Consider the following 23920-nt stretch of genomic DNA (forward strand, 5'->3'; position numbering starts at 1 on the left):
GGGGCCATGGCCCGCACGGACAGCTTCGTGGAGTACACGGTGGAGTTGCTGGAGAAACTGGGGCCCGTGCAGTCGCGGAGGATGTTCGGTGCCTGGGGGCTGTGGTTCGGCGGGCGGATGTTCGCGGTCGTCTCGGACGGGCAGCTGTTCCTGAAGACGGACGACGTCACCAAGGCGGACTTCCAGGCCGGTGGGGGCCGGCCCCTCGTCTTCGAGACCGACGGCAAGCCGCTGGAGACGAGCTACTGGACTCCGCCGGCGGACACGGCGGATGACGCGTATGCGCTGCTGCCCTGGGCGCGCAAGGCGGTGGACGCGGCCCAGCGCGCCGCGCTCAAGAAGGCGCCGAAGAAGAAGGCCGCGGTGAAGAAGGCGGCTCCGGCGAAGAAGGCGGCTCCAGTGAAGAAGAAGGCCGCGGTGAAGAAGGCGGCTCCGGCGAAGAAGCGCACCGCCGCGAAGAAGACCGCACGCAAGCCCGCTTCACGCCGCTGACGCTCCTCCGTCTCCGCGGCGGACGGGTCGAACGTCACCAGAACGCAGCGGCCGATTCATCGATGCTGCTTGGAGCCTCGTGCTTCGAAGACGGCGCCCGTGAGGCCATGGGTGAAGACCTTCGAGGGCGGCAGGCCGAACATCCCGCGAAACAGTCGGGAGAAATGGGCCGAGTCGTAGAAGCCCGCGGCGTGCGCGACTTCGGTGAGGCTTCGGCCTTTGAGTGCGAGCGCGGTGGCCGCCTGCATCCGGTGCCAGGCGCGAAATGCGCCCACCGGGACGCCGACCTGCTCTCTGAAGCGATGTTCGACGAGGGAAGTGGAGGCCCCCACCCGCTGCGCCAGCACCACCGCATCGGAGGGTTCGTCGTCGGGTGTGGAAAGAAACGCAGCGACGCGAGCGATGCGTGCGTCGACCGTCAGCGGACAGGGTCCTAGATTCAGGGCGTTCTGGAAGAGCTCGGTCCAGGGTTCTGACCTTCGCGTAGCGAGGGCCGTTTCGACTGCTGCGCGCAACGCGCCTGCGTCGACCCGCTGGCTGAGTCCCGCGCCCGGCTCCAGGAACAACACTGCTGCGCGTCCGCCATGAAAGTCGAGCGCATGCCACTGCCACCCACGCACGAAGGCGGCTTCGTGCTGTTCGACGTGGCCGTCGCCTTCGACGAGGTCAAACGCATCATCGAGCCCCACGAGCACGGCGTTGGCGGCGAACCGATGCCTGGGTAGCTCGTGGAAGCGGCCGACGTACAGCGCTCTGCCTCCGCCCAGCAACAAGTGGCTCTGCATATGCAGAATCATACAAGCGTGGACGATGCGCCGCACGTAGCTTGGTGCGTTCAGAGGAGGCCCCATGGCCGATGAACACCCGTCCCTTTCCCAGATGATTCTCGACCGGGCGCTCGCGTCGCCGCATCGCGTCGCATTCCGTGTGCGACGGGACGACGCCTATGTCGATGTCCCCTGGTCGGAGCTGCTCCCGCGCATCGAAGCCATCGCGTCGGGGCTGCTGAGCGCCGGTCCGGTGGACGACGGCGCGTGCATCACCATCGTCGGCAACACCACGATGGAGTCGTGTCTCGTCGACTTCGCGGCACTGAGCGTCGGCCTCAAGACGGTCCCTGTCTACGCGAGCCTGCTGCCGGAAGAGGTCGGCTACATGCACGTGGACACCGCCGCACAGCTCATCATCGTGGATGACGCGAGTCAGCTCGCCAAGGTGCGAGCCTTTCGAGAGGGCTTCACGTTCTTCGAAAGGCGCTACTCGCCGGCCGAGCTCGGCGCCCGAGCGAGGGTGGTGGTCATCCATCCGGCCGGTCTCGCTCCCGCGGACGATTGGGAGAGCCTGGAGAGCCTCGAGGCCCGGGGTCGCGCCCGCCGAGCAGCGCTGGAGGATGAGCTGCGTCGGAGAGCGTCGCTGATCCGGCGCGAGCACGTCGCGACCTTCACCTATACCTCGGGAACCACCGGAGCCCCGAAGGCGGTGATTCAAACCCACGACAACATGTTGGCGATGCTCGAAGACGTCGCCGACGCGAGGCTGTTGGATGACACCGTGCTCACGCACGGCTTGCTTCTCTTCCTACCCGCTGCGCACTCCTTCGGGCGAATGGTGGAGTTCGCGGGTCCGTTCTTCGGCGCGCCGCTGGTCATGTCGTCGGTGCCCACGCTGGCAGCGGATCTCCTCGCTGCGCGCCCGGGGTTCTTCCCGGCGGCTCCGCGTGTCTTCGAGAAGATGATGGCGAAGATCACGAGCGCCATCGAGAGCGAGCAGGGGTTGCGACGATGGGTCTTGGACTGGGCCCTGGGCGTGGGGGGGCAGGTCGCGTCCCGTCGCGCTGCCGGCAAGTCGCTGCCGGTGTTGCTGGAAGCTCAGCGGAGGCTGGCGGACCGCCTCGTGCTGGCGAAGCTGCGCGCTCGCCTGGGTCTGGACAACGCTTCCGTTCTTCTCTCGGGAGCCGCTGCGCTCCGCGTAGACGTACAGATGTTCTTTCTCTCTTTGGGTCTGACCGTCCTGGAAGCCTACGGACTGACGGAGACGTGCCCTGGCTTGACCGTCAATCGCAAAGAGAACGTGCGTCCAGGGACCGTTGGGAGGCCGTTCAAGCGGTGCGAACTCAAGGTGGGGCCCGATGGTGAGCTCCTTGCTCGCGGGCCGAACATCTCCCGAGGCTACTGGAATCGCCCGGATGCAACGGCTGAAGCCTTCGATGACGACGGCTGGTTCCGGACGGGAGACCTCGGCTCCATCGACTCGGAGGGGTTCGTCCGGATTACCGGGCGGAAGAAGGAGCTGCTCAAGACGAGCGGTGGAAAATACGTAGCGCCGCTGAAGGTCGAGGCACTGCTCAAGCGACACCCGCTCGTCCAGGAGGCGGTCGTGATTGGCGAGGGGCGGAATTACTGTACGGCCGTGTTTGCGCTCGACGCGGAGATACTCGCCGAGGTGGCTCGGCGCGAGGGCATTCCCGCGGATCCGGCGCACCCGCGAATCCACGAGGTCCTGCAGACACTCGTCGCGGAAGCGAACTCGGGCCTGGCGTCCTTCGAGCGCATCAAGACGTTTCGTGTGTCACCCGGTCCGTTCACGGTGGACGGTGGCGAGCTCACGGCGTCGCTGAAGGTCAAGCGCCACACGGTCGTTCGGAAGCACGCGGCGTTGATTGAGTCGATGTACGGGGCCCCGGAGTCGCCGCACTGAACGAGTGCCTCGGACCGGGGCTGGCCTGACGCGAGCCCCACTCACGCTGTCTTGATGGCCGCCGCGTCCTCCAGGCCCAGCTCGGCCACGGACAGCTCGCGCATCCGGAACTTCTGTACCTTGCCCGTCACCGTCATCGGGAACGCGTCCACGAACTTCCAGTAGCGCGGCACCTTGTACGTGGAGATGCGGCCCGCGCAGTGCTTCGTCAGCTCCTCCGGCGTGAGCGTCACGCCCGGCTTCGGCTTCACCCAGGCCATCACCTCCTCGCCGTACTTCTTGCTGGGCACGCCGATGACCTGCGCCTCGCTCACGCCCGGGTGCGTGTGCAGGAACTCCTCCACCTCGCGCGGGTAGATGTTCTCGCCGCCCCGGATGACCATGTCCTTGATGCGGCCGACAATCTTCACGTACCCGTCCGCGTCCATCGTGGCCAGGTCGCCGGTGTGCATCCACCCCGCCGCGTCCACGGCGTTCGCGGTGGCCTGCGGGTTCTCCCAGTAGCCCAGCATCACGCTGTAGCCGCGCGTACACAGCTCGCCCGGCGCGCCGCGTGGCACCACCGCGCCCGTGTCCGCGTCGACAATCTTCACCTCGATGTGCGGATGCACGCGCCCCACCGTGGACACGCGCTTGTCCAGCGGGTCATCCAGCGCGCTCTGCGTGGACACCGGCGACGTCTCCGTCATGCCGTAGCAGATGGTCACCTCGCGCATGTGCATCCGCGACTGCACCTGCTTCATCACCTCCACGGGGCACGGCGAGCCCGCCATGACGCCCGTGCGCAGCGACTTCAGGTCGAACTCGCCGAAGCGCGGGTGGTCCAGCTCGGCGATGAACATGGTGGGCACGCCGTACAGCGAGGTGCAGCGCTCCGCCTGCACCGTTTCCAGCACCGCCAGCGGGTCGAACGCCTCGCCCGGAATCACCATCGTGGCCCCGTGGCTCGTGCAGGCCAGGTTGCCAATCACCATGCCGAAGCAGTGGTAGAAGGGCACGGGGATGCACACGCGGTCCTCGGGGCCGTAGCGCAGCGCCTCGCCGATGAAGAACCCGTTGTTCAGCACGTTGTGGTGCGACAGCGTGGCGCCCTTCGGGAAGCCCGTGGTGCCTGACGTGTACTGGATGTTGATGGCGTCATCGAACTGGAGCGACGCCTCGCGCTCTGCCAGGGTGGCTTCGCCCACGTCCTTGCCCAGCGACAGCAGTTGCTGCCAGTCGTCCTCCAGCACCAGGGACTTGCGCAGGCCGGCGCAGCGCGGGCGGACCTCCTCCACCATGGCCTTGTAGTCCGTCTGCCGGAAGCCGCGAGCCAGCAGCAGCACGCTGACGCCGGCCTGGTTGAGCGCGTACTCCAGCTCGGAGGTGCGGTAGGCGGGGTTGAGGTTGACGAGGATGGCGCCGAGGCGCGCGGTGGCGTACTGCACCACCACCCACTCGAAGCGGTTGGGCGACCAGAGCCCCACCCGGTCCCCCTTCTGGACTCCCAGGGCCAGCAGGCCCCGCGCCGCCTGCGTCGTGGTGTCCCAGAGCTGACGGTACGTGGCCCGGTAGCCCTGCGAGGCGACCACCAGCGCCTCCCGGTCTCCATGGCGCTCGACGGTGCGGCGCAGGTTCTCGCCAATCGTCTCCCCGAGCAGCGGGGTGGAGCTGGTGCCGTGGAGATAGGAAGGAAGCGGGGCGTCGGTCATGCCGTCATCGTCCCGCCGTCGGTCGCCGCGCGGCAAGCGCCGAGGCACGGGAGGTGTCCGCCCGGGACGCCTTGCGCCCACGGCCCACGCGCGGCGCAGCGTCCACGCCCTGACACCCCGCACAGAAGTAGAGGCCCCGCCCGCCCAGCTCCTGGCGCCGCACCTTCGCGCCGCACCGGGGGCACGGCAGCCCCTCCCGGCTGTACACGCAGAAGCGCTCCTCGCGCTTGCGTCCGGGCGCTTCCGCCACATACGGCGGTGCCCCGGGCGTGACGACGAGGCCGTCGCGCGCCCCGTCCTCCAGCATCCGCCGCAGCGCCTCCCACAGTCGCACGAAGCCGGCCTCGTCCAGCTCACACGCCGGCATCAGCGGCGGCAGGCCCGCGAGGAACAGCCCCTCCGCGCGAAGGATGTTCCCCACCCCGGAGACGCGGGACTGGTCCAGCAGCGCCAGCGCCAGCGGCCCCCGGCAGCGCCGCAGCAGCGCCAGGGCCCGCTCGGGGGAAGCGTCCGCGCGCAGCGGGTCCTCGCCCAGCCTCGCGCGCAGGGCGGCCTCCTCGTCGGGCTCCAGCAGCTCGCACGCCGAAGGCCCGGACAGGTGCAGCGTGGCGAAGGCAGACGCCAGCCGCAGCCGGCAGGCCTCCGAGGCCGGGGGCGCCCCACTCCGGAAGTGGCGGATGCGTCCGAAGAGGCCCAGGTGGATGTGCAGCCGGACGCCGCCCTCGAAGGTGTGGAACAGGTGCTTGCCGTGCGCCTCCACGGCGGTGAGCGCGCGGCCCGACAGGACACGCGCCCCTTCCGCGAAGCGCCCCTGCGGTGAGTCCACGGTGAAGCGCCGTCCAACCAGCCAGCGGCGGTGGACGCGGGCAACCCGGTGGATGCTGTGACCTTCAGGCATCCCCCCAGGTAACGTGAAGCGTCCCCACCCGCCACCCTCGGCACTGCCGGCTGCCCGGACGGCCTCCTGTCCTACATGTGTCTCCTGGGTCGCGGGAATAAATTCCAGCCGTGCTCCCCGCACATGCAACGCGTTAAATGAGGAGGCTCATGGACGATTCCAACGCCAGGCTGGTCGCGGCCCTGCTCGAAGCGCGGCAGCGCCACTGCTTCCCTCCAGACGTGCGCCGCGCCGCGCCCGAGTTCGTCGGGCAGGTGCTCGGCCTGCTCTTCCCGCACTTCGCCGAGCGACTGGAGTGTACGGCCGCCGCCGTCCGCCGTGACGTCACCACCGTGGAGGCCAGCCTCCACCGCATCCGCGAGACGCTGGCCCCGCTGTACCCCGAAATCAACCCGGCCCTGCCCGCGCGCTTCATGGAGCGGCTGCCGGGCCTCTACGAGTGGCTGCGCCAGGACGCCCAGGCCATCTTCGAGGCCGACCCCGCCGCCCGCACGGTGGACGAGGTCATCCTCACGTACCCGGGCTTCTACGCCATCGCCATCTACCGCGTGGCCAATGCCCTCCAGGCCCTGGGCTTCCCGCTGCTGCCGCGCCTGCTCACCGAGTACGCCCACCAGCGCACCGGCGTGGACATCCACCCCGGCGCCACCATCGGCCGGCGCTTCGTCATCGACCACGGCACCGGTGTCGTCATCGGCGAGACGACGCTCATCGGGGACAACGTGAAGCTGTACCAGGGCGTCACGCTGGGCGCCCTGATGGTGGAGAAGGGCCTGGCGGACAAGAAGCGCCACCCCACCATCGAGGACGACGTGGTGGTGTACGCCAACGCCACCATCCTCGGCGGTGAGACGGTGGTGGGCCGGGGCAGCATCATCGCCGGCAACGCCTGGCTCACGCAGAGCGTCCCCTCGCAGTCCGTCGTTACCCGCCGCAGCGAAGTGCGTCCCCGCGGCGCGGATGGCACCCTGGACGCACTCGAGTTCCATATCTGATGTGAACCGCCACACCCCTGCGCAGCCCCACCCGACGAGGCCCATGACATGAAGGCGAACAGCATCCTCGACACCATCGGTAATACGCCGCACGTGCGCATCAACCGGCTGTTCCCGTCCCGCGTGACGGTGCACATGAAGCTCGAGCGCGCCAACCCGGGCGGCAGCATCAAGGACCGCATCGCCCTGTCCATGATCGAGGACGCGGAGAAGCGCGGCATCCTCAAGAAGGACAGCATCATCATCGAGCCGACGTCCGGGAACACTGGCATTGGCCTGGCCATGGTGGCCGCGGTGAAGGGCTACAAGCTGGTGCTCGTCATGCCGGACTCCATGAGCATCGAGCGCCGCCGCCTGATGGCCGCCTACGGCGCCACCTTCGAGCTCACCCCGCGAGCCCAGGGCATGAAGGGCGCCATCGCCCGCGCCCAGGAGCTGGTGTCCCAGGTCCCCAATGCGTGGATGCCGCAGCAGTTCGAGAACGAGGCCAACATCGAGGTGCACCGCCGCACCACCGTGCAGGAAATCCTCAAGGACTTCCCGGACGGCCTGGACTACCTCATCACCGGCGTGGGCACCGGCGGCCACATCACCGCGTGCGCCGAGGAGCTGAAGAAGAAGTGGCCGAAGCTGAAGGTGTTCGCGGTGGAGCCGGTGAAGTCCCCCGTCATCAGCGGCGGCGCGCCCGGCCCGCACCCCATCCAGGGCATCGGCGCGGGCTTCATCCCGAAGAACCTCCACAAGGAGGCGCTCGACGGCGCCATCCAGGTGAACGAGGAGGACGCCTTCGAGTTCACCCGCCGCTCCGCGCGCGAGGAGGGCATCTTCGTGGGCATCTCCTCCGGCGCCGCGCTGGCCGCCGTGAGTCAGAAGCTGGGCGAGATGCCGGACGGCAGCCGCGTGCTGTGCTTCTGCTACGACACGGGCGAGCGCTATCTCTCCATCGAGACGCTCTTCCCCGCCCAGCAGTAGCCGTCAGCGGCGGTACGTCCGCACCAGCTCCACCAGCCGGTCCATCTCCTCGGGCAGGTTGTAGAAGTGGGGCGACAGGCGGATGCGGCCGCGGCGCACGGAGTGGGCGACGTTCCGCTCGGCGAGCCAGGCGCCGAGCGGGCGCGCCTCGCCCTGCGGCGGCAGGAAGGTGAGGATGCCCGCACGGTGCTCCGGCGCGGGCCCCACATCGCAGCCGAAGACGCGCAGCCCTTCCTCCAGCCTGGCGAGCAGCTCGCGGATGCGCGCCTCGATGACGTCCAGCCCCACCTCCTGCAGCAGCTCCAGCGCGGTGCCCAGCGCGTAGATGCCGGTGTACGCGGCGCTGCCCTCCTCCAGCTTGCCGGCGTCGGGGCGCAGCTCGAAGTGGCTGCGGTTGAAGTTCCACGCGTCGGTGGTGCTGCGCCAGCCCACCAGCACCGGGCGCAGCCGGGGCAGCACCTGCTTCGCGACGTACAGCACGCCGATGCCGGCGATGCCGAGCATCCACTTGTGGCTGTCCGCGCTGAGGAAGTGGATGCGGCTCTTCTTCACGTCCACGGGGATGCAGCCCACGCTCTGGATGCCGTCCACGCAGAGCAGGACGCCGGCGCGCTCGCACAGGGCGCCAATGGCATCCAGGTCCGTGCGGTGGCCGGTGGCGAACTGCACGGAGGACACCGCCACCAGCCGCGTGCGCGGGGTGAGGGCCGCGGCCACCGCCTCGGGCGTGACGCCGCCGAAGGACGCCTCGATTTCGCGCACCGTGACGCCGCGGTCCTTCAGGTGCAGCCACGGGTAGACGTTGGACGGGTACTCCAGCGCGGAGGCCACGGCCACCTCGTCGCCGGGCTTCCAGTCCAGCCCCTCGGCCACCAGCCCCAGGCCGTGGCTGGTGTTGCGCACGAAGGCGATTTCCCCCGGCTCGGCGTTGAGCGTCCGGGCGGCCAGCGCGCGCACCCGCTCGCAGTGGGCCTCCCAGCCACGCTCGTGCTTGATGCCGTGGTAGACGAGGTCGTCCATCCACCCGCGCACGGCCTCGGCCGCTCGCAGGCTGGTGGGCGCCACGCCGGCATGGTTGAGGTAGAGCTGCTCCTGGAGCACGGGGAACAGGGCGCGGTAGGACTCGAGCGAGCGCGTCATGCCGGCGAGTGTAGCCGTGCGTCCCGCCCCCGACGGTCCTCGTTCAGCGAGGCGTTTCCGGGCGTACACCCCCGGCACAGGCCTCCACCTCACGGTGAGTCGCGGTGCCCGCCGGCCGGGTGGGCTCGGGTGTGCGGGCGACCCGGGGTGAGCGAAAAGTGACCGGTGAAATTGCCCGGAAAATACCCCTCCGGCGTATCTCCATTGGAAGTTCCTCAGTCGTGGTTCCTTGGTTACACGATTGGGGCACGTGCCATCCCGGTGCTATCCGGCCCCTGCCCCGGGGTGGCGCGTGTGACTTCCAACCGGCGCTGACTGTCGGCCCGCGCGGACTCCCTGGTGGGGAAGGCTGCGCCTGGGACGCGCCTCGCGTAGCGTGCGACGCATGACGGAGTGCCTCCTCAACATCGACCTGGGTGAGCTGCCCGGGGAGGACGAGCAGCTCTACACGCTCGCCCACGTGGCCAACATCGCCTGCGGTGGCCATGCGGGGGACGACGCATCCATGCGCCGCGCGCTGGAGCTGTGCGCCCGCCATGGCACCCGCGCCGGGGCTCACCCTTCCTATGAAGACCGCGAGGGCTTCGGCCGGCGCGCCCTGGACGTCACGCCGGAGGTGCTGCGGGGACAGGTGGCCGGGCAGTGCGCGCGGCTGGCCCGGCTGGCGTCCCTGCAGCACGTGCCGGTGCGCTACGCCAAGCCGCATGGCGCCCTCTACCACGCGGCGAATGCGTCCCCGGCCCTGGCGCGCGCGGTGGTGGCAGGTGTGGTGGAGGCGATGGGCCGTGACGTCACCCTCCTCGGCCCGGGTGCGGGGGCGCTGCGAGACGCGGCGCGGGCGGCGGGACTGGCCTATGCGCGCGAGGGCTTCGCGGACCGGGGCACGCGGCCGGATGGCTCGCTCATTCCCCGGGGACAGCCCGGCGCGGTGCTCACCGAGCCGGCGCGCGCGCGGGAGAACACCGTGCGGCTGGTCACCGGCGGCACCGTGGACACCCTCTGTGTGCATGGGGACACGCCGGGCGCGGTGGAGCTGGCGGGTGAGGTGCGCGCCACGCTGGAGGCGCTGGCCCTTCCCGCCGAGCCGCTGGGGGACGGCGCGCTGCGGCTGGCGCTGCCCGAGGGCCTGGAGCGACGGGCCGTGCGCGAGGCGCTGGCGGCGCTGCCGCGCGTGGTGGACGCCGTCGTCTCCGAGGAGCACGCCTGCGTGTACTTCGACCCGGACGCGCCGCCCGAGGAGCCCCGGCTGGCGCTGGCGCGGCTGCTGCGGGCGCCTGCCTCCCCGGACGCGAGGCCGCCCACCACCATCCGCGTGCGCTACGACGGGCTGGACCTGGAGGCGGTGGCGGCGCGCTCGGGGCTGGCGGCGGGCGAGGTGGCGCGGCTGCACGCGGCGCGCGACTACACGGTGCGGTGCGTGGGCTTCCTGCCGGGCTTCGCGTACCTGGGCGAGGTGGACCCGCGCATCGCCGTGCCCCGGCTGGCTACGCCCCGCACGCGGGTGCCGGCGCTGGCGGTGGGAATCGCGGGTGGGCGCACGGGGGTGTACCCGTTCGCCTCGCCCGGTGGGTGGAACCTCATCGGGACGGCGCTGGACTTCACGGCCTTCACTCCGGACCAGGGCGCGGTGTTGCAGCTCGGAGAGCGGGTCCGCTTCGAGCGGGTGGAGTGATGGCGGGCTGGCTCGACATCGTCAGTGTGGGAGGCCCGGCCACCGTGCAGGACGCGGGGAGGCCGGGACGGATGCACCATGGCGTGCCACCCGGCGGACCGCTGGTGCCGGAGCTGCTGGCCCTGGCCAACCGCGCGGTGGGCAATGCGTGGGGGACGGCGGCGGTGGAGTGCATCGGAAGGCTGGAGGTGCGGGCGCGCGGACGGGGCGCACGGGTGTCGGTGGACGGACGTGCCTTCGCCGTGGCCGAGGGAGAGACCTTCACCGTGCCCGCGCCGTCGGAGCTGAGCGTGCGGTACGTGGCGGTGGACGGTGGGCTCGCAGTGCCGGAGGTGCTGGGGGGCCGGGGCACGCTGCTGGTGGCGCGGCTGGGTGGACAGGAGGGCCGCATGCTGCGCCCCGGGGACTCGGTTCCCCTGGGGGACGGGGGAGGCACGGCGGAGCCGCTGGACGTGGGGGAGGCACTGTCGGTGGAGGCGCCCATCCGCGTGACGATGGGCCCGGACCCGGAGCGCTTCAGCGAGGCAACGCGGTCCTCACTGCTGACCGGCACCTTCACCGTCTCCGCCACGAGCGACCGCGTGGGGATGCGGCTGAGCGGACCCCGACTGGCGCACGGTGACGAGGGCGCGGGTACCTCCCGGCCCATGGTGCGCGGAGCCATCCAGGTGACGCTGTCCGGCGAGGCCATCGTGCTCGGGCCGGACCATCCGACGACGGGCGGCTATCCGCTCATCGCCACCGTCATCCGCGCGGACTGGGGCCGGCTGTGCGCGCGCCGGCCGGGTGCATCCGTGCGCTTCCAGGCCGTCAGTGGCGACGAGGCGCGCGAGGCGTGGCGACTGCACGTGGACCGCGTCCGCACCGTGGCTCGCTGAGTCGTTCAGGGAACCTCGAGCTCCGGAGGCCACAAGGCGCCGAGGTCCAGTTCCATGGCTTCGAAGGGCTCGGCGCGGACGCGCGTCTCGCCCGCGTACGTGCCTCGCGGCTCCCAGGTGTCACCCTGCCTCCGGAACACCTCCAGGGTGCGTGAGTCCGGGTCCACGAGCCACACGTGTTCCACACCTTCACGCGCGTAGAGCTCCCGCTTGCGCTTGCGGTCCAGCGTCTCGGTGGACGGCGAGAGCACCTCGCAAATCCAGTCGGGCGCCAGCGTGTGGTACGGCACGCGCGGCATCTGGGGCAGGCGCTCCCGACGCCAGCCCGCGAGGTCCGGAATCACTGCGTCATTGCCGAAGTGCAGTTCCGGTTCGTCGACGATCCACCAGCCGCCAGGACCTCTCTGCCCAAGCTGGAACGTCGTCAGCAGCAACGCACCGAGTACAGACTGCGCCACCGCATGCGGGCTCGCGGGCCTCGGCATGACGATGAGCTCACCGTCGATGAGCTGCGCGACCAGATGGTCGGGCACCGCCTCCAGGTCCGCGAAGTTCGCCGGACGCTTCGTCTTCTCGCTCATCCCGGAACTCCCCAGTCCACCCACGTCCCACCCGTCCATCATCAACCCTGCCTCCCAGGAGTGAAACCCCACCCTCCACGGTGTGTCCACTCCTTCCTACTCCCAGGGTCTGACAGGCGGCCAGATCACCCCATGCCTTGAATCTCCCGCACTACCCGCTTCCCGGACTCGATGGCCCCCTGCATCCACCCGGCCCACAGCGACGTGTGCTCACCCGCGAAGTGGACCCGGCCCTCCGGCCGCCGCACCACCGGGAGCATCCACGCCTGTCCTGGCTGCATCGCGGGCCACGCTCCTCTCACCCACGGGTCCTCCGCCCAGGACTTCCCGTGGAACGCCACCGCCTCCGAGCGGATGTTCGGGAAGAACCGCTCCACGTGGCGCAGCACGTACTCGGACCGCTGGGCCTCCGGCACCGCTGAGAACGCCCGGGCGTTCGCGTCATCCATGTACGACATCACCATTCCCGGTGTGCCGTCCTGGACGCTGCTCAGGTCCCACAGTCGCTCCACCGGCGTGTCCGTCTTCGCGATCTTCAGCCCGCCAATCCCCTCCGCCTTCCAGAAGCGCGTGCGCGTCTGCATCCACAGCCGCGCCGAGGGCGCCATCACCAGCTCGCGCAGCGCACGCATCTTGTCCTCGGAGAACACCGGCAGCAGCTCCACCTCGCGCAGCAGCGGAAACGGAAGCGCGCACACCAGGTGCGCGGCCTGGAGCGACTCTGTCCTCCCTCCGTGCCGGTACCAGACGCGCACGCCCCGCGCGTCGTGCTCGATGCGCACCACCACGTGCTCCAGCCGCACCCGGTCTCCCAGCCTTCGCGCCAGCGCCTGGGGAAGCTGCTCGTTGCCGCCCCGAATGTGGAACGTCCGCTCCCAGTGCCGGTCCGCCGCCTCGTAGGCCATGCCCGCCAGGGCGCTCGTCGTCGGGATGTCCGAGCTGTGCTCCGCCATGTACAGCCGCAGCCAGTCCGCGCTCGCGCCCCGGGACAGGAGGTACCTGTCCAAGGTGATGCCGTCGTACTTCGCCAGCGCTCCCGGCCGGGGGAAGGTGCCCGCGCGCGGGTCCCCGCACTCCTCCATCGCGGCGGCGATGTACTCGCTCGCCATGCCCAGGCCCCGCTGCTGCTCACGCGGCGTCAGCTCCAGCGGCCAGGGCTGCCCCTCGCGGTGCATGAAGCGCTGGCCCTTCAGGTAGTAGAGCGCCTCGCCCGAGGCGAACTCCACGAGCGGCAGGTCCAGCTCCTTCGCGTAGCCCAGCGTGTGCTCGTGCACGTCCGGAATGCGCACCGCGCCCAGCTCCGCGTACTGCCCCGCGGAGAAGCCGTCCCGGTGCGTCCTCACGCGCCCGCCTGTCCGGGACTGGGCCTCCAGCACCGTCACGTCGTAGCCGAGCTTCACCAGCTCGTACGCCGCCGTGAGGCCAGCCAGTCCCGCCCCCGCGACGACGACCCGACGCTCACCGCCACCACCCCGCCCGTGCACACACGCGGGCAAAGCCAGTCCAGCGCCCGCCACCCCGAGCCACTGCAGAAACGCGCGGCGGTTCAGCTTCATGCTCAGGTCTCCCATCTCAGGTGGAATTCCGGTCCGGAGGATAGCCGTGGACCCCGCCCGCACGTCCCGTCTCCGGACGCGGAAAATTCCCCCGAAAATAGGGGTGAGGGAAATCAGGGGCGTCCACCGTTGAGGAGACAGACCTCCTTCCAGGGCCGTCATGTCCCACCGCACTCCCACACTCGACCGACTGCCGGCCCTGGCCCCCAGAAGCCCCACCCTGGGACGGCGACTTCCGCTCGCCTGGGCAGAGACCGGCACGGCGCAACCTCCTTGCTCTCGCAGTGGCGTTTCGCGGAGCATGGATGTTTCCCGGAGGAGCTTTCACGTGGAGCCGCGACAGGGTCCCTCAGCGGTCTCGAAGCCACCTCCCGATGAGGGGTTGGAGCAGCTTCGCAAGGACCTGGAGCGCGCCGTCGCCAAGGTGTGCCCGCCGGCCCTGGCCGACCGCCGCGACGACGTGGTGCAGAACGCGATGATTCGCGTGGTGGAGCTCCAGCGCCGCGAGCCGGACCGGGACCGCCTCACGCCCGCGTACCTGTACCGCGTCGCGTACACCGCGCTCATCGACGAGATGCGCAGCCAGGGCCGCCGCAAGGAAGTGGCGCTCGAAGAGGTGGAAGCGCTGCCCCAGCAGCCAGTGGCCTCGGGCGACCCCGAGCGCTCCGCCGGCGCCGCGCAGATTGGCCGGGCCGTGCGCGACTGCCTGTCGAAGCTCGCCCAGGACCGCAGGCTCGCGGTGACCCTCTACCTGCAGGGGCACACCATTCCAGAGGCCGCGGAGCTGCTCGCCTGGGAGGGCAAGCGCACCGAGAACCTCGTCTACCGGGGGCTGAGCGGACTGCGCGCCTGCCTCGCGACGAAGGGAATCCAGCCGTGAGCGAGCGCACGCCGGACGACACGCCCGATGACGCCACCGTCGAGCGCCTGCGCGCGGCCTTTCGCGCCGGGGAGACAGAGACGCAGGGCGGAGAGCCCGTGGACGCGGACCGCATCTGGCGCGCGGTGAGCGGCGAGCTGCCCCCCGAGGAGCGCCGCGAGGTGGTCGCGCGCGTGGCCGCGGACCCGGCCTGGGCCGCGGCCTGGCGCCTGGCCCACGAGCTGACGCGCTCGGCCTCCGAGGCCACGGCCCTGGCGGAGCGAGCGCCGCCGCCGGACACGAGGGCCCGCCGAGACACGGAGCGCCCGCGGCCCCAGGGACGTCGCTTCCACTTCGCCTGGAGCCGTCCCGTCTGGGGCGCGCTGGCGACGGCGGCGCTCGTGCTCGTCGTCGTGGGCGTCTCCGTCCAGCAGGGCACGGACGGCCCGCCCGTCGTACGGGGCGGCGACACGGTGGCCGTCGCCTCCCAGGTGCCCGAGGACGCGCCGCTGCCGCGCGAGCGCGCCGTCCTGCGCTGGAGCGGAGGGCCCGAGGGGACCCGCTGGTCGGTGCAGGTGTCCTCGGAGGACCTGAGCCTCGTGCACCGCGCGGACTCGCTGACGCGCAGCGAGTACGCGGTGCCCGCCGAGGTGCTCGCGGCCGTGAAGCCGGGGACGAAGCTGCTGTGGCAGGTCGAGGCGCGCCTGCCGGATGGACAGGTGCTGCGCAGCGCCACGTTCGTGAATCGAATCGAGTGAAGGTGTCACTCCATTGGGAACAGGTGAGGGGGCTTCCATGAAGACTGAAGGTGTGATGACGGGTGGGACGGGCGTGGTGGGCAGGGCGCTGGCATTGATGGTCCTGGTGTGCGGCCTGACCGCCGACGCCCAGCAGGCTCCGGTGGCGCAGGTGGCACGGGTGAAGACCGCGGCGAGAACGGGCGCCATCAGCGACACGGTGGTCGCCTCGGTGGTGGACACGGGCATCCGCACGGGAGCGACCGTCACGGTGACCCTGCGGCTGCGGGACAGCGCTGGCGCCGTGCTGGCCCAGACGACCGGCGCGGTGAACGAGGGCCTGCCGCTGCGGCTGAGCTACAAGGCCACCACGGCCAATGGAATCTTCGCGGAGGTCGTGTTCCCGATTGGAAGCGCGATGCTCTCCGCGCCCGTGGTGACGCTCGAGCGCTGGAATCGCCTGGCCGCGCCTCCCCCACCGCCGCCTCCCCCGCCTCCGGCGGTCTGCCCAACCTATATCTCCAGGCCGGATGAGGATGACGAGCCGGTGACGCTCTGCTTCACCGCTCCCGATTGCGTTTGCAAAGTGGAGCCCCTCCTTCCCCAGTAACCCCACGTGCTCTGCTCACGGCGAGGCCTCCAGGGCGCTGCGACCTTCCTTGCCTTCCTGGCGGGGATGGCCCTGTCTGGCCTCGCCCTGGCCTCCACGCCTTCCGTGCCGGACGCGGGCGGCGAGGTCGCCTCCGCGCTGGCGGCGTGTGAGGCGCGCCTCGCCGAGCGGCCGGACGAGCAGGAGTCGGCGATGTGCTTCTATCGAAGCGCACAGCTGCCGGCGGGCCGGGAGGCCAGCCTGCGCCGGCTGGCGGCGCTCGCGGAGAAGCATCCGGAGCGCCCCTGGCTCACCCTGGTGCTCGGAAACGTGGAGCATCTCTCCGAGCCCGCGAAGGCCGAGGACTCCTACCGTCGCGCGGCGCGGGCCTTCCGCCGCCTCCAGGACGCGGAGGGCGAGGTGCTGGCGGCCATCAACCTGCGCGGCATCCTCCTCAAGTCGGGGCGACTCGACGAGGCGCGTGAGTGGACCCGGCGCATCAACGAGGTCGCCCAGGCCTCGGACGACCCGGAGCTGAAGACGCGCGCCCTCATCGTCGAGGCCAGCGAGCGCTCCGATGTGGAGCACGACCTGGGCCGGGCGTTCCGCCTGCTCAAGCGCGCGGAGATGCTGGCCTTCCCGGACGGGAGCGATGGGCTGAAGAAGCAGACCCTCTCCGCGCTGGCCACGGTCGCCGCCAACCTCGGCAGGCTCGACGAGTCCGTGGACGTCTACCACCGGCTGGCGGAGCTGGCGCGCCGCACGCGTGACGCGCCACTGGAGGCGCGCGTCCGCTATGCGCTGGCCAACCTCGCCCTGCAGCGCAACGAGCGCCAGCCCGAGCCCGGCGGCCGGGCCCGCCTCCTGGCCCTGGCCCGCGAGGCGCTGGCCGCCGCCGAGCACGCGGGCCGCAAGCCCCTGGAGGCGAGCTCGCTGCGACTCGTGGCCGAGCTGCTGGGCGACTCACCCGAGGAGCAGAAGGAGGCCGACCAGTACCTGCGGCGCTGTCTGGCCCTCGCCGAGGAGCTGAAGCGGCCCGAGCGGCGCATCGCCTGCCTGTGGACGCGCGCGGAGCGGCTGGCCGGGAGCGACCCGGTGGCAGCGAATCGCGACTCGGACGAGGCGCTGCTGCTGGCGCTCGAGCACGGCAACCCGGTGTACCTCGCGCTGGCGCTGCGCGGACGGGGGACGGTGGCCTTCCGCACGCGGCCCCTGGCCGAGGCCCTCCACCATGCCGAGAACTCCCTCGACGCGGCGGAGGCCCTGCGGGAGCTGCAGCACGATGCGTCCAGCCAGGCCGAGGTGTTCGCGGGCTGGGTGAGCGACTACCACCGCCTCGCGGGCTGGACGCTGGAGGCCGGCGGCGCGGCGGGCAAGGCCCCCAGCCTGCCGCCGCGCGAGGCCCACGAGCGCGCGTTCAAGGTGAGTGAGCGCCTCCGCGCGCGGACGCTGCTCGATGCCCTGGTGGCGTCCCAGGCGCTGTCCGCCGCCACGGGCGAGCCGGGCAGGCACGCGGCCCGGAGCGAAGTCCAGCGACGCCTGACGGCCGTGCAGCGGCGCCTGCTGGAGCCCGGACTCGCGGCCACCGAGCGCGCGGCGGCCCTGCGCGAGCTGCAGGAGCTGGAGCGGAGCGAGCGGGATTTGCGCCCTGCCCCGCGCCATGGCGCCACGGAGTTCGCCTCGCTCGAAGCCGTCGAGCGGGGACTGGCCCCGGATGAGGCGCTGCTCGCCTTCCTCGTGGGCTTCGACCGTGACGTGCATGGCGTGCCCGCCGGGGGCGCCTGGCTGCTCGCGGTGACGCGCGAGGGAACCCGGGTCCATCGCATTCCCGAGCGCTCGAGGCTGACGCCGGCCGTGGCCCTCTTCTCCGGCCTCATCGAGCGCCGGGATGGCTCCGAGGCAGGCGCCGCCGCGGCGCTCCATGCGCAGCTGCTCGCCCCGGCCCTGGCCGCGCTGCCCCCCGGTGTGCGCCGCCTGCTGCTGGTGCCGGATGGGCCACTGCACGACCTACCCTTCGCCGCGCTTCGAGAACGTCCGGACGGCCCGCCGCTGGTGGCGCGCTACGAGCTGGCGCTGGTGCCGTCCGCCAGCCTGTGGCGCTACTGGCGGGAGCAGCCGCCGCTCGCGCCGGGTGGCGGGGCCCTGTTGCTGGCCGACCCGGACCGGGGCAGCGGCACGACGATGGCTCGGGCCCGGGGAGCCGAGCGCGCCGGAGTCTTCGCGGAGGCGGCCCAGCTCGGCGCGCTGCCGGAGGCGCGGCGCGAGGGGCACGAGGTGGAGGAGGTGCTCCAGGGCACGAAGGTGGTCCCCCGGCTGCTCGTGGGCGCGGCGGCGTCCGAGCGGGCCCTGAAGACGGCCCACCTGGACGGGGTGCGCGTGCTGCACCTGGCGGCCCATGCCGTCGTGGATGCGGAGGCCCCCGAGCGCTCGGCGCTCGTGCTGGCGCCGGGCGCCCAGGAGGAGGACGGCATCCTCCAGCCGCGGGAAATCGCGGAGCTCCGGCTCGGTGGCGCGCTGGTGGTGCTGTCGTCCTGTCGCAGCGCGTCCGGCGCGGTGCTGCCGGGCGAAGGCGTGCTGAGCCTGGCGCGCGCCTTCTTCGAGGCGGGCGCTCGCGCGGTGGTGGCCAGCCTGTGGCCGCTGCGCGATGACGAGGCGGCCTGGCTCGTGGCCCGCTTCTACCGGCACCTGGCCCGGGGAGTGGGGACCTCGGCGGCGCTGCGGGCCGCCCAGCTCGAGGCCATCGAGGACGGGCAGCCCGCCTCGGCATGGGCGGGGCTGGCCGTGCTGGGGGATGCCTCGCTGGTGGCGGTGGAGCCCCGGGAGCCGGCGGAAGTCCACGCCGCGCTGACGGGCCCGCACCTCTCGCTGGGGGGCGTGGCGGCGCTGTCCGCCCTCGTGGTGGCGCTCATCTGGCTCCGCCGGGGACGCCCGGGAGTCCGGGCCCGGCGTCACGGAGAGTGAAGAGTGACGGGTACGCAACTCTAGACCCGATTTCTCCGATACTGAGGTCATGAAGACCCCCGTCAGCGGTTCCCGCCCCCAGACCCGCCCCGTCGAGACGCCCGAGCCGGTCCGCCCGCGCAACGAGCTGAAGACCCCGCCGCCCCCTCCCCCCGCGCGCGCCGACACCAGCGGCGTGTCCGGCTTCGACACCGGCAAGGGTCGCGGCCCGGGCGTCGCCCTGAACGCGCCCGTGAAGGCGCCGGCGCCCGGCAATGTCCCCACGCCGGGCAGCTTCCCCACCGTCGCGGACGTGAAGTCCATCTCCGCCATGCAGGACCCGGTGGCGCGCAACCACGCCATCACCCAGGGCTACTCGGACCTGTCCGCCGCCATGGGCAAGCTGGTGGGTGACGACAACGCCAACTGGGCCACCTTCGGCACCTGGGCCTCGAAGCAGGCCGGCGTGAGCATCCGCGGCGAGGACATGCCCAAGTTCCTCACGGACGCGCTCAAGGGCGCCGACAACCTGCTGGGCCCCCTGGCCAAGGTGGACGACGTGCTGCGCAAGGTGGGCCTGCCCGCGCTGCCCATCGGTGACATCGGCGCGGCCGGCAACGAGGCGCTCCAGGGCGTCAGCAAGGCCATCGCCGACGGCAACCAGTTCGTCTTCAACGAGATTGGCCAGGAGTTCGCCCGCTTCATCGACACCTTCCAGGGCGACACGAAGTACGACGCGGCCAAGGTGCAGAAGTACCTGGACGGCTTCCCCCAGGACAAGCCGCTGCTGAAGGAGGCCTTCGGCCACTACGCGCAGGCCATGTTCGAGAAGGACCCGAACAAGAAGGCCGAGCTGATGCTGATGGCCAACGACAAGGTGGGCCTGCACGAGCAGACGCAGCTGCAGCCCTTCGTCGAGAAGGCGCTGAACGCCCCGGTGAAGGAGACCATGCGCAAGGTGCTCAAGGAGAGCATCGAGGCCTCCATCAACGCGCTGCCCTTCCCCGCCAACCTCGCCGGCCAGGCCGCGCTGAAGACGGGCCTGGTGGACGCCGCCCTGAATCCCGTGGTGGACGCCGCCGCGGGCGTGTTCCGCCGCGTCGCCACCGAGCACATGATGAAGCTGGCGGTGCCCGGCGGCGCGCTGAAGATTGGCAACGATTTGCCGCCGCCCGCGGGCATGGAGTCCACGCTGTTCCCGCCGCACCTGCGCTCCATCCAGAACCCGGAGCTGAAGGCGCTGCTGGGCAAGCTGGACCACAGCGCCGACAGCCTCAAGGGCACGGGGGCGAAGGACTGGAGCCGCCTGGACCAGCGGATGGACTACATCATCGACCTGTTCCGCACCCGCCAGTCGGACCCGCACCTGTTCGACCCGCCGTACGGCCGCACCGGCACCTATCCGCTGCCGAACGCGCCTCGCGGCAACTGAAAACAACTGTCCTCCAGGCGTCTCACGATGCACGGAGGACTTTGTAGGTGTCATGGGAGTGGCCAACGTGGGCCGCTCCCATGCACGCCATCGTCTGGTTCCTCATCATCGGGCTGCTCCTGGTCGCGATGGCGCTGGGTGGCTCGGTCCTCAAGCGGCTGCCGCTGTCCACGTCCCTGCTGTACCTGGGCGTGGGCTTCGGGCTGGGGCGGCTGGGGATGGGCCACCTGGACTCCCGGGAGCACGCCGCCCTGCTGGAGCGGCTCACCGAGGTGGCCGTCATCATCTCCCTCTTCAGCGCGGGGCTGAAGCTGCGCCGCCCGCTGAAGGACTCCGAGTGGCGCGTGTCCCTGCGGCTGGCCCTGGGCGCCATGGTGCTGACCGTGGCCCTGCTGGCGCTGGTGGGCGTCACCGCGCTGGGCCTTCCGCTGGGCGCGGCGGTGCTGCTGGGCGCCATCCTCTCCCCCACCGACCCGGTGCTCGCCTCGGACGTGCAGGTGTCCGACACGCACGACCCGGACCGGCTGCGCTTCGGCCTCACCGGCGAGGCAGGCCTCAACGACGGCAGCGCCTTTCCGTTCGTCATGCTCGGCCTGGGGCTGCTGGGCCTGCACGAGGTGGGGGCGGGGCTGTGGCGCTGGGTGGCGCTGGACGTGCTGTGGGCCACGGCGGCGGGGCTGGGCGTGGGCACCCTGCTGGGGAACCAGGTGGGCCGGCTGGTGCTCTACCTGCGCAAGCACCACCGCGAGGCCACCGGGCTGGACGAGCTGCTGGCCCTGGGGCTCATCGCGCTCTCCTATGGCGCGGCGCTGCTGGTGAAGGGCTACGGCTTCCTCGCGGTGTTCGCCGCCGGGCTGGCGCTGCGGCGCATCGAGCGGAAGCACACCGGCTCGCGCCCCGCGAAGGAGGTGGAGGACGCGGCCCGGAGCAAGGACCAGATTGAGGCGGCCACCAGCCCGGAGCATGCGCCGGCCTACATGGCCAACGCGGTGCTCGGCTTCAACCAGGCGCTGGAGCGCATCTGCGAGGTGGCGGTGGTGGTGGTGCTGGGGCTGCTGCTGGCCTCGACGCCCTTCCCCCAGGAGGTGCTGTGGCTGGCGCCCCTGCTCTTCTTCGTCCTGCGGCCCCTCTCGGTGGCCATCTCCCTGGCGGGAGCGCCGACGAGCCGCCACCAGCGGGTGCTGATGGGCTGGTTCGGCGTGCGGGGCATCGGCTCGCTCTACTACCTCTATTACGTCCTCGAGCACGGCGTGGAGGGCGCGCTCGCCAGCAAGCTCGTGTCACTCGTCCTCTGGGTGGTGACGGTGTCCATCATCGTCCACGGCATCTCCGTCACGCCGCTGATGAAGCGCTACGAGCAGCGCCCCGAGAAGCAACGGGAAGCCGCCTCGTGACGCGCCGGGCGCCGCTCACACCTCGTCCACGACGAACTGCTCCAGCCGGGCGATGCCCAGCTTCTTCATCCGGCTCTGCAACGTGGACGGCTTGAGGCCCAGCAGCGCCGCGGCCCCGCCCGGCCCGTAGACGCGGCCCCGCGTCAGCGCCAGTACCCGGATGATGTGCTCGCGCTGCACCGCCGCCAGCGTGGGCACCGCGCCCTGCTTCAAGGGCGCGTCCGGCACGGGCGCCTCCGCCGCCGCCCCCTCCACCGGAGCGGGCCTGGGCGCCGCGCCGCGCACCGGCAGGTCGAACGAGGCCGGCCCCAGCTCCGTGCCCTTCGTCAGGATGGTGGCGCGCTCCAGCGCGTTGGCCAGCTCGCGCAGGTTGCCCGGCCAGTCATACGCCTCCAGCCGTGCCAGCCCCGCCGGCGACACCCGCATGCCCCGCCGGCCCATGCGCCGCGCCTGCTCCTCCAGGAGGAAGGCGCACAGCTGCGGCAAGTCCTCGCGCCGCTCGCGCAGGGGCGGCAGCCGCAGCGGGAAGACGCTCAGCCGGTAGTAGAGGTCCTCGCGGAAGCGCTTCTGCGCAATGGCCTGCTGCAGCTCCACGTGCGTGGCCGCGAGGATGCGCACGTCCGCGCGCACCGTCTTGTCGCTGCCCACCGGCTCGAAGGTCTTCTCCTGCAGCGCGCGCAGCAGCTTCGCCTGCAGCTCCACCGGTAGCTCGCCCACCTCGTCCAGGAGCAGCGTGCCCCCGTGCGCCATCTGGAAGCGCCCCGCCCGGTCCTTCGTGGCGCCGGTGAAGGCGCCCTTCACGTGGCCGAACAGCTCGCTCTCCAGGAGCCCCGCCGGAATCGCCGCGCAGTTGAGCGTGACGAAGGGCTGGTCCGCGCGCGGGCTCCACCGGTGGATGGCCCGCGCCAGCCGCTCCTTGCCCGTGCCCGTCTCGCCCGTAATCAGCACCGGCGTGTCCGTCTCCGCCACCTGCCGCGCGCGCCGCGCGAGGTCTCTCATCGTCGGGCTGAGCGACGTCTCGAGGATGCCCTCCGAGTCCCCGCCCAGCTGCGACTCCAGCAGCTTCGCGTGCTCGTGGTCCTGCCGGTGCATCCGCTCGAAGGTCGCGCGCTGCTCCGCGGCCTGCAGCGCCGTGGCCAGCATCTGCCCGTACACCTCCACCAGGTCCACCACCGGCTGCGGGTACGTCTCACACTCGGCGCGGTCCAGGGACAGCACGCCGTAGCAGCGCTCGCCCGCGCACAGCGGCACCACCATGCACGAGTGCCCGGGCGGCAAGTCCAGCACGCCGTCGAACGGGTCCCCGTCTCCGTGCGCGTGGTCCTCCTCCGTGAAGGCCCGCGCGCGCCGCGTCTCCAGCGCCTGGCGCAGCGAGGGGAACTCCGTGAGGTTCAGCGCATGCTGCCGCACCTTCGCGTTGGCCAGCGGACCGCGCGCCGCCACGGCCACCAGCCGCCCGTCCTTCAAGAGGAAGAGCGTGGCCAGGTCGAAGCGCACCACCCGCGTCAGCCAGTCCAGTCCTCGACGGAGCAGCTCACCCACCGCGTCTTCCGAGGTTGCCAGCTCGACCAGGTCCCGAGCATCCTTCGCGCCGTCGATAGAGCCTGAAAGTTCATCCGACATGACGTACGAATAATAGCGCTCCACCGAAATTGCAGTGGCGCGGGTCACCGAGATTTCGTTATTCACCGGCCCGGCGACACCGGCCAGTCGGGGGATGGGCTCAACCCCCTGGAATCACAGAAGGCATTGACTGGCACGGGGTCTGCTTTACCAGTAAGCACAACTCACTTCCCAGGGGGCAGCCGAGCAGGCGGCCCCCACCCCCCAAAGGAGTCGTAATGCTGACCGTTGGCGACAAGATCCCGAACTTCAAGGTGAAGGCCACCGTGTCCCTGGAGAAGGGCAAGGAGTTCGCGGACATCACGAACGAGACCTACAAGGGCAAGTGGCTGGTGCTGTTTGCCTGGCCGAAGGACTTCACCTTCATCTGCCCGACGGAGATCGCGGAGTTCGGCAAGAAGAACAAGGACTTCGCCGACCGCGACGCGCAGGTGCTGGGCCTGAGCACGGACAGCGAGTTCGTGCACCACGCGTGGCGCACGCACCACCCGGACCTCAAGGGCCTGCCCTTCCCCATGCTGGCGGACCTGAAGCACGAGCTGTGCAACGCGCTGGGCATCCTCCACAAGGAGGAGGGCGTGGCGCTGCGCGCGACGTTCATCGCGGACCCCGAGGGCATCATCCGCCACGTGACGGTGAACGACCTGTCCGTGGGCCGCAACGTCTCCGAGACGGTGCGCACGCTGGACGCGCTCCAGACGGACGAGCTGTGCCCCTGCAACTGGACCAAGGGTGAGGAGACCCTGACCCAGAAGCTGGCGAAGGCGGGGTAAG

At 71.2% G+C, this 23920-nt stretch carries 20 protein-coding genes; 13 read left to right on the top strand and 7 right to left on the bottom strand.

Annotation, left to right across the window (positions count from 1 at the left end; all coding sequences use genetic code 11):
* The first annotated feature begins 6 nt into the window (after nucleotides 1–6).
* Nucleotides 7–492, top strand: coding sequence for a TfoX/Sxy family protein (locus LXT23_RS15420; RefSeq protein WP_253980928.1), 486 nt, complete (start codon nucleotides 7–9; stop codon nucleotides 490–492).
* 56 nt (nucleotides 493–548) lie between these two features.
* On the opposite strand, the gene LXT23_RS15425 is transcribed toward LXT23_RS15420, so the two are convergent.
* Nucleotides 549–1277 (bottom strand): AraC family transcriptional regulator, encoded by a 729-nt coding sequence (locus LXT23_RS15425; RefSeq protein WP_253980929.1) that lies wholly within the window; start codon nucleotides 1275–1277, stop codon nucleotides 549–551.
* Nucleotides 1278–1341: 64 nt separating this feature from the next.
* Here LXT23_RS15425 and LXT23_RS15430 point away from each other — a divergent pair, with 64 nt between their 5' ends.
* A complete protein-coding gene (locus LXT23_RS15430) occupies nucleotides 1342–3189 on the top strand; it encodes an AMP-dependent synthetase/ligase (RefSeq protein WP_253980930.1) in 1848 nt (615 codons plus the stop codon).
* A gap of 41 nt (nucleotides 3190–3230) precedes the next feature.
* Here the strand turns inward: LXT23_RS15430 and LXT23_RS15435 are convergent, their stop codons facing one another.
* Nucleotides 3231–4880, bottom strand: a complete 1650-nt coding sequence (locus tag LXT23_RS15435) for an AMP-binding protein (protein WP_253980931.1) — start codon at nucleotides 4878–4880, stop codon at nucleotides 3231–3233.
* 4 nt (nucleotides 4881–4884) lie between these two features.
* Nucleotides 4885–5778: an Fpg/Nei family DNA glycosylase gene (locus tag LXT23_RS15440; protein WP_253980932.1), complete on the bottom strand. Its 894-nt coding sequence runs from the start codon at nucleotides 5776–5778 to the stop codon at nucleotides 4885–4887.
* A 149-nt stretch (nucleotides 5779–5927) separates the two neighbouring features.
* Here LXT23_RS15440 and epsC point away from each other — a divergent pair, with 149 nt between their 5' ends.
* Nucleotides 5928–6773 carry a serine O-acetyltransferase EpsC gene (gene epsC, locus LXT23_RS15445; RefSeq protein ID WP_253980933.1) on the top strand — a complete coding sequence of 282 codons (846 nt, stop codon included), beginning with the start codon at nucleotides 5928–5930 and terminating at the stop codon, nucleotides 6771–6773.
* A 48-nt stretch (nucleotides 6774–6821) separates the two neighbouring features.
* Entirely contained in the window at nucleotides 6822–7745 is a 924-nt protein-coding gene (gene cysK, locus LXT23_RS15450) for a cysteine synthase A (protein WP_253980934.1), read from the top strand.
* Nucleotides 7746–7748: 3 nt separating this feature from the next.
* Here the strand turns inward: cysK and LXT23_RS15455 are convergent, their stop codons facing one another.
* Complete coding sequence (locus LXT23_RS15455) at nucleotides 7749–8885, bottom strand: aminotransferase class V-fold PLP-dependent enzyme (RefSeq protein WP_253980935.1); 1137 nt, start codon at nucleotides 8883–8885, stop codon at nucleotides 7749–7751.
* Between the two features lie 385 nt (nucleotides 8886–9270).
* Here LXT23_RS15455 and LXT23_RS50120 point away from each other — a divergent pair, with 385 nt between their 5' ends.
* Nucleotides 9271–10557 carry a LamB/YcsF family protein gene (locus LXT23_RS50120; protein ID WP_267146694.1) on the top strand — a complete coding sequence of 429 codons (1287 nt, stop codon included), beginning with the start codon at nucleotides 9271–9273 and terminating at the stop codon, nucleotides 10555–10557.
* The gene (locus LXT23_RS15475) at nucleotides 10557–11435 is read left to right on the top strand and encodes a 5-oxoprolinase subunit C family protein (RefSeq protein WP_253980936.1); all 879 of its coding nucleotides are present in this window, start codon (nucleotides 10557–10559) and stop codon (nucleotides 11433–11435) included. The genes LXT23_RS50120 and LXT23_RS15475 overlap by 1 nt, the downstream gene beginning before the upstream one ends.
* Before the next feature lie 5 nt (nucleotides 11436–11440).
* Here LXT23_RS15475 and LXT23_RS15480 read toward each other — a convergent pair whose 3' ends face one another.
* Both LXT23_RS15480 and LXT23_RS15485 read right to left on the bottom strand, forming a co-directional pair.
* Complete coding sequence (locus LXT23_RS15480) at nucleotides 11441–12016, bottom strand: Uma2 family endonuclease (RefSeq protein ID WP_253980937.1); 576 nt, start codon at nucleotides 12014–12016, stop codon at nucleotides 11441–11443.
* Nucleotides 12017–12141: 125 nt separating this feature from the next.
* Nucleotides 12142–13572, bottom strand: coding sequence for a flavin monoamine oxidase family protein (locus LXT23_RS15485; RefSeq protein ID WP_253980938.1), 1431 nt, complete (start codon nucleotides 13570–13572; stop codon nucleotides 12142–12144).
* A 382-nt stretch (nucleotides 13573–13954) separates the two neighbouring features.
* Here LXT23_RS15485 and LXT23_RS15490 point away from each other — a divergent pair, with 382 nt between their 5' ends.
* From LXT23_RS15490 to LXT23_RS15515, 6 genes are all read left to right on the top strand, one after another.
* Nucleotides 13955–14452, top strand: coding sequence for an RNA polymerase sigma factor (locus LXT23_RS15490; protein ID WP_253980939.1), 498 nt, complete (start codon nucleotides 13955–13957; stop codon nucleotides 14450–14452).
* Nucleotides 14449–15189 (top strand): hypothetical protein, encoded by a 741-nt coding sequence (locus tag LXT23_RS15495; RefSeq protein WP_253980940.1) that lies wholly within the window; start codon nucleotides 14449–14451, stop codon nucleotides 15187–15189. Before LXT23_RS15490 ends, LXT23_RS15495 begins: the two co-directional genes overlap by 4 nt.
* A 37-nt stretch (nucleotides 15190–15226) precedes the next feature.
* Nucleotides 15227–15778, top strand: coding sequence for a hypothetical protein (locus LXT23_RS15500; RefSeq protein ID WP_253980941.1), 552 nt, complete (start codon nucleotides 15227–15229; stop codon nucleotides 15776–15778).
* A 66-nt stretch (nucleotides 15779–15844) separates the two neighbouring features.
* Nucleotides 15845–18718 (top strand): CHAT domain-containing protein, encoded by a 2874-nt coding sequence (locus LXT23_RS15505; protein ID WP_253980942.1) that lies wholly within the window; start codon nucleotides 15845–15847, stop codon nucleotides 18716–18718.
* A 49-nt stretch (nucleotides 18719–18767) separates the two neighbouring features.
* Nucleotides 18768–20129: a hypothetical protein gene (locus LXT23_RS15510; RefSeq protein ID WP_253980943.1), complete on the top strand. Its 1362-nt coding sequence runs from the start codon at nucleotides 18768–18770 to the stop codon at nucleotides 20127–20129.
* Nucleotides 20130–20209: 80 nt separating this feature from the next.
* Entirely contained in the window at nucleotides 20210–21523 is a 1314-nt protein-coding gene (locus LXT23_RS15515) for a cation:proton antiporter (RefSeq protein ID WP_253980944.1), read from the top strand.
* A gap of 15 nt (nucleotides 21524–21538) precedes the next feature.
* Here LXT23_RS15515 and LXT23_RS15520 read toward each other — a convergent pair whose 3' ends face one another.
* Nucleotides 21539–23146 carry a sigma 54-interacting transcriptional regulator gene (locus LXT23_RS15520; protein WP_253980945.1) on the bottom strand — a complete coding sequence of 536 codons (1608 nt, stop codon included), beginning with the start codon at nucleotides 23144–23146 and terminating at the stop codon, nucleotides 21539–21541.
* A gap of 218 nt (nucleotides 23147–23364) precedes the next feature.
* On the opposite strand from LXT23_RS15520, the gene LXT23_RS15525 reads away from it, so the two are divergent.
* Entirely contained in the window at nucleotides 23365–23919 is a 555-nt protein-coding gene (locus LXT23_RS15525; protein ID WP_169348557.1) for a peroxiredoxin, read from the top strand.
* Nucleotide 23920: the final 1 nt, after the last annotated feature.

It is taken from the genome of Pyxidicoccus xibeiensis (assembly GCF_024198175.1).
Taxonomy (GTDB): domain Bacteria; phylum Myxococcota; class Myxococcia; order Myxococcales; family Myxococcaceae; genus Myxococcus; species Myxococcus xibeiensis.

Coding starts and splice junctions, on each gene's coding strand:
- LXT23_RS15500 (WP_253980941.1), top strand. CDS start 15,227: ATGAAGACTGAAGGTGTGATGACGGGTGGGACGGGCGTGGTGGGCAGG.
- LXT23_RS15425 (WP_253980929.1), bottom strand. CDS start 1,277: ATGCAGAGCCACTTGTTGCTGGGCGGAGGCAGAGCGCTGTACGTCGGC.
- LXT23_RS15485 (WP_253980938.1), bottom strand. CDS start 13,572: ATGAAGCTGAACCGCCGCGCGTTTCTGCAGTGGCTCGGGGTGGCGGGC.
- LXT23_RS15515 (WP_253980944.1), top strand. CDS start 20,210: ATGCACGCCATCGTCTGGTTCCTCATCATCGGGCTGCTCCTGGTCGCG.
- LXT23_RS15455 (WP_253980935.1), bottom strand. CDS start 8,885: ATGACGCGCTCGCTCGAGTCCTACCGCGCCCTGTTCCCCGTGCTCCAG.
- LXT23_RS15510 (WP_253980943.1), top strand. CDS start 18,768: ATGAAGACCCCCGTCAGCGGTTCCCGCCCCCAGACCCGCCCCGTCGAG.
- LXT23_RS15475 (WP_253980936.1), top strand. CDS start 10,557: ATGGCGGGCTGGCTCGACATCGTCAGTGTGGGAGGCCCGGCCACCGTG.
- LXT23_RS15430 (WP_253980930.1), top strand. CDS start 1,342: ATGGCCGATGAACACCCGTCCCTTTCCCAGATGATTCTCGACCGGGCG.
- LXT23_RS50120 (WP_267146694.1), top strand. CDS start 9,271: ATGACGGAGTGCCTCCTCAACATCGACCTGGGTGAGCTGCCCGGGGAG.
- LXT23_RS15435 (WP_253980931.1), bottom strand. CDS start 4,880: ATGACCGACGCCCCGCTTCCTTCCTATCTCCACGGCACCAGCTCCACC.
- cysK (WP_253980934.1), top strand. CDS start 6,822: ATGAAGGCGAACAGCATCCTCGACACCATCGGTAATACGCCGCACGTG.
- LXT23_RS15440 (WP_253980932.1), bottom strand. CDS start 5,778: ATGCCTGAAGGTCACAGCATCCACCGGGTTGCCCGCGTCCACCGCCGC.
- LXT23_RS15505 (WP_253980942.1), top strand. CDS start 15,845: ATGGCCCTGTCTGGCCTCGCCCTGGCCTCCACGCCTTCCGTGCCGGAC.
- LXT23_RS15525 (WP_169348557.1), top strand. CDS start 23,365: ATGCTGACCGTTGGCGACAAGATCCCGAACTTCAAGGTGAAGGCCACC.
- LXT23_RS15420 (WP_253980928.1), top strand. CDS start 7: ATGGCCCGCACGGACAGCTTCGTGGAGTACACGGTGGAGTTGCTGGAG.
- epsC (WP_253980933.1), top strand. CDS start 5,928: ATGGACGATTCCAACGCCAGGCTGGTCGCGGCCCTGCTCGAAGCGCGG.
- LXT23_RS15520 (WP_253980945.1), bottom strand. CDS start 23,146: ATGTCGGATGAACTTTCAGGCTCTATCGACGGCGCGAAGGATGCTCGG.
- LXT23_RS15480 (WP_253980937.1), bottom strand. CDS start 12,016: ATGAGCGAGAAGACGAAGCGTCCGGCGAACTTCGCGGACCTGGAGGCG.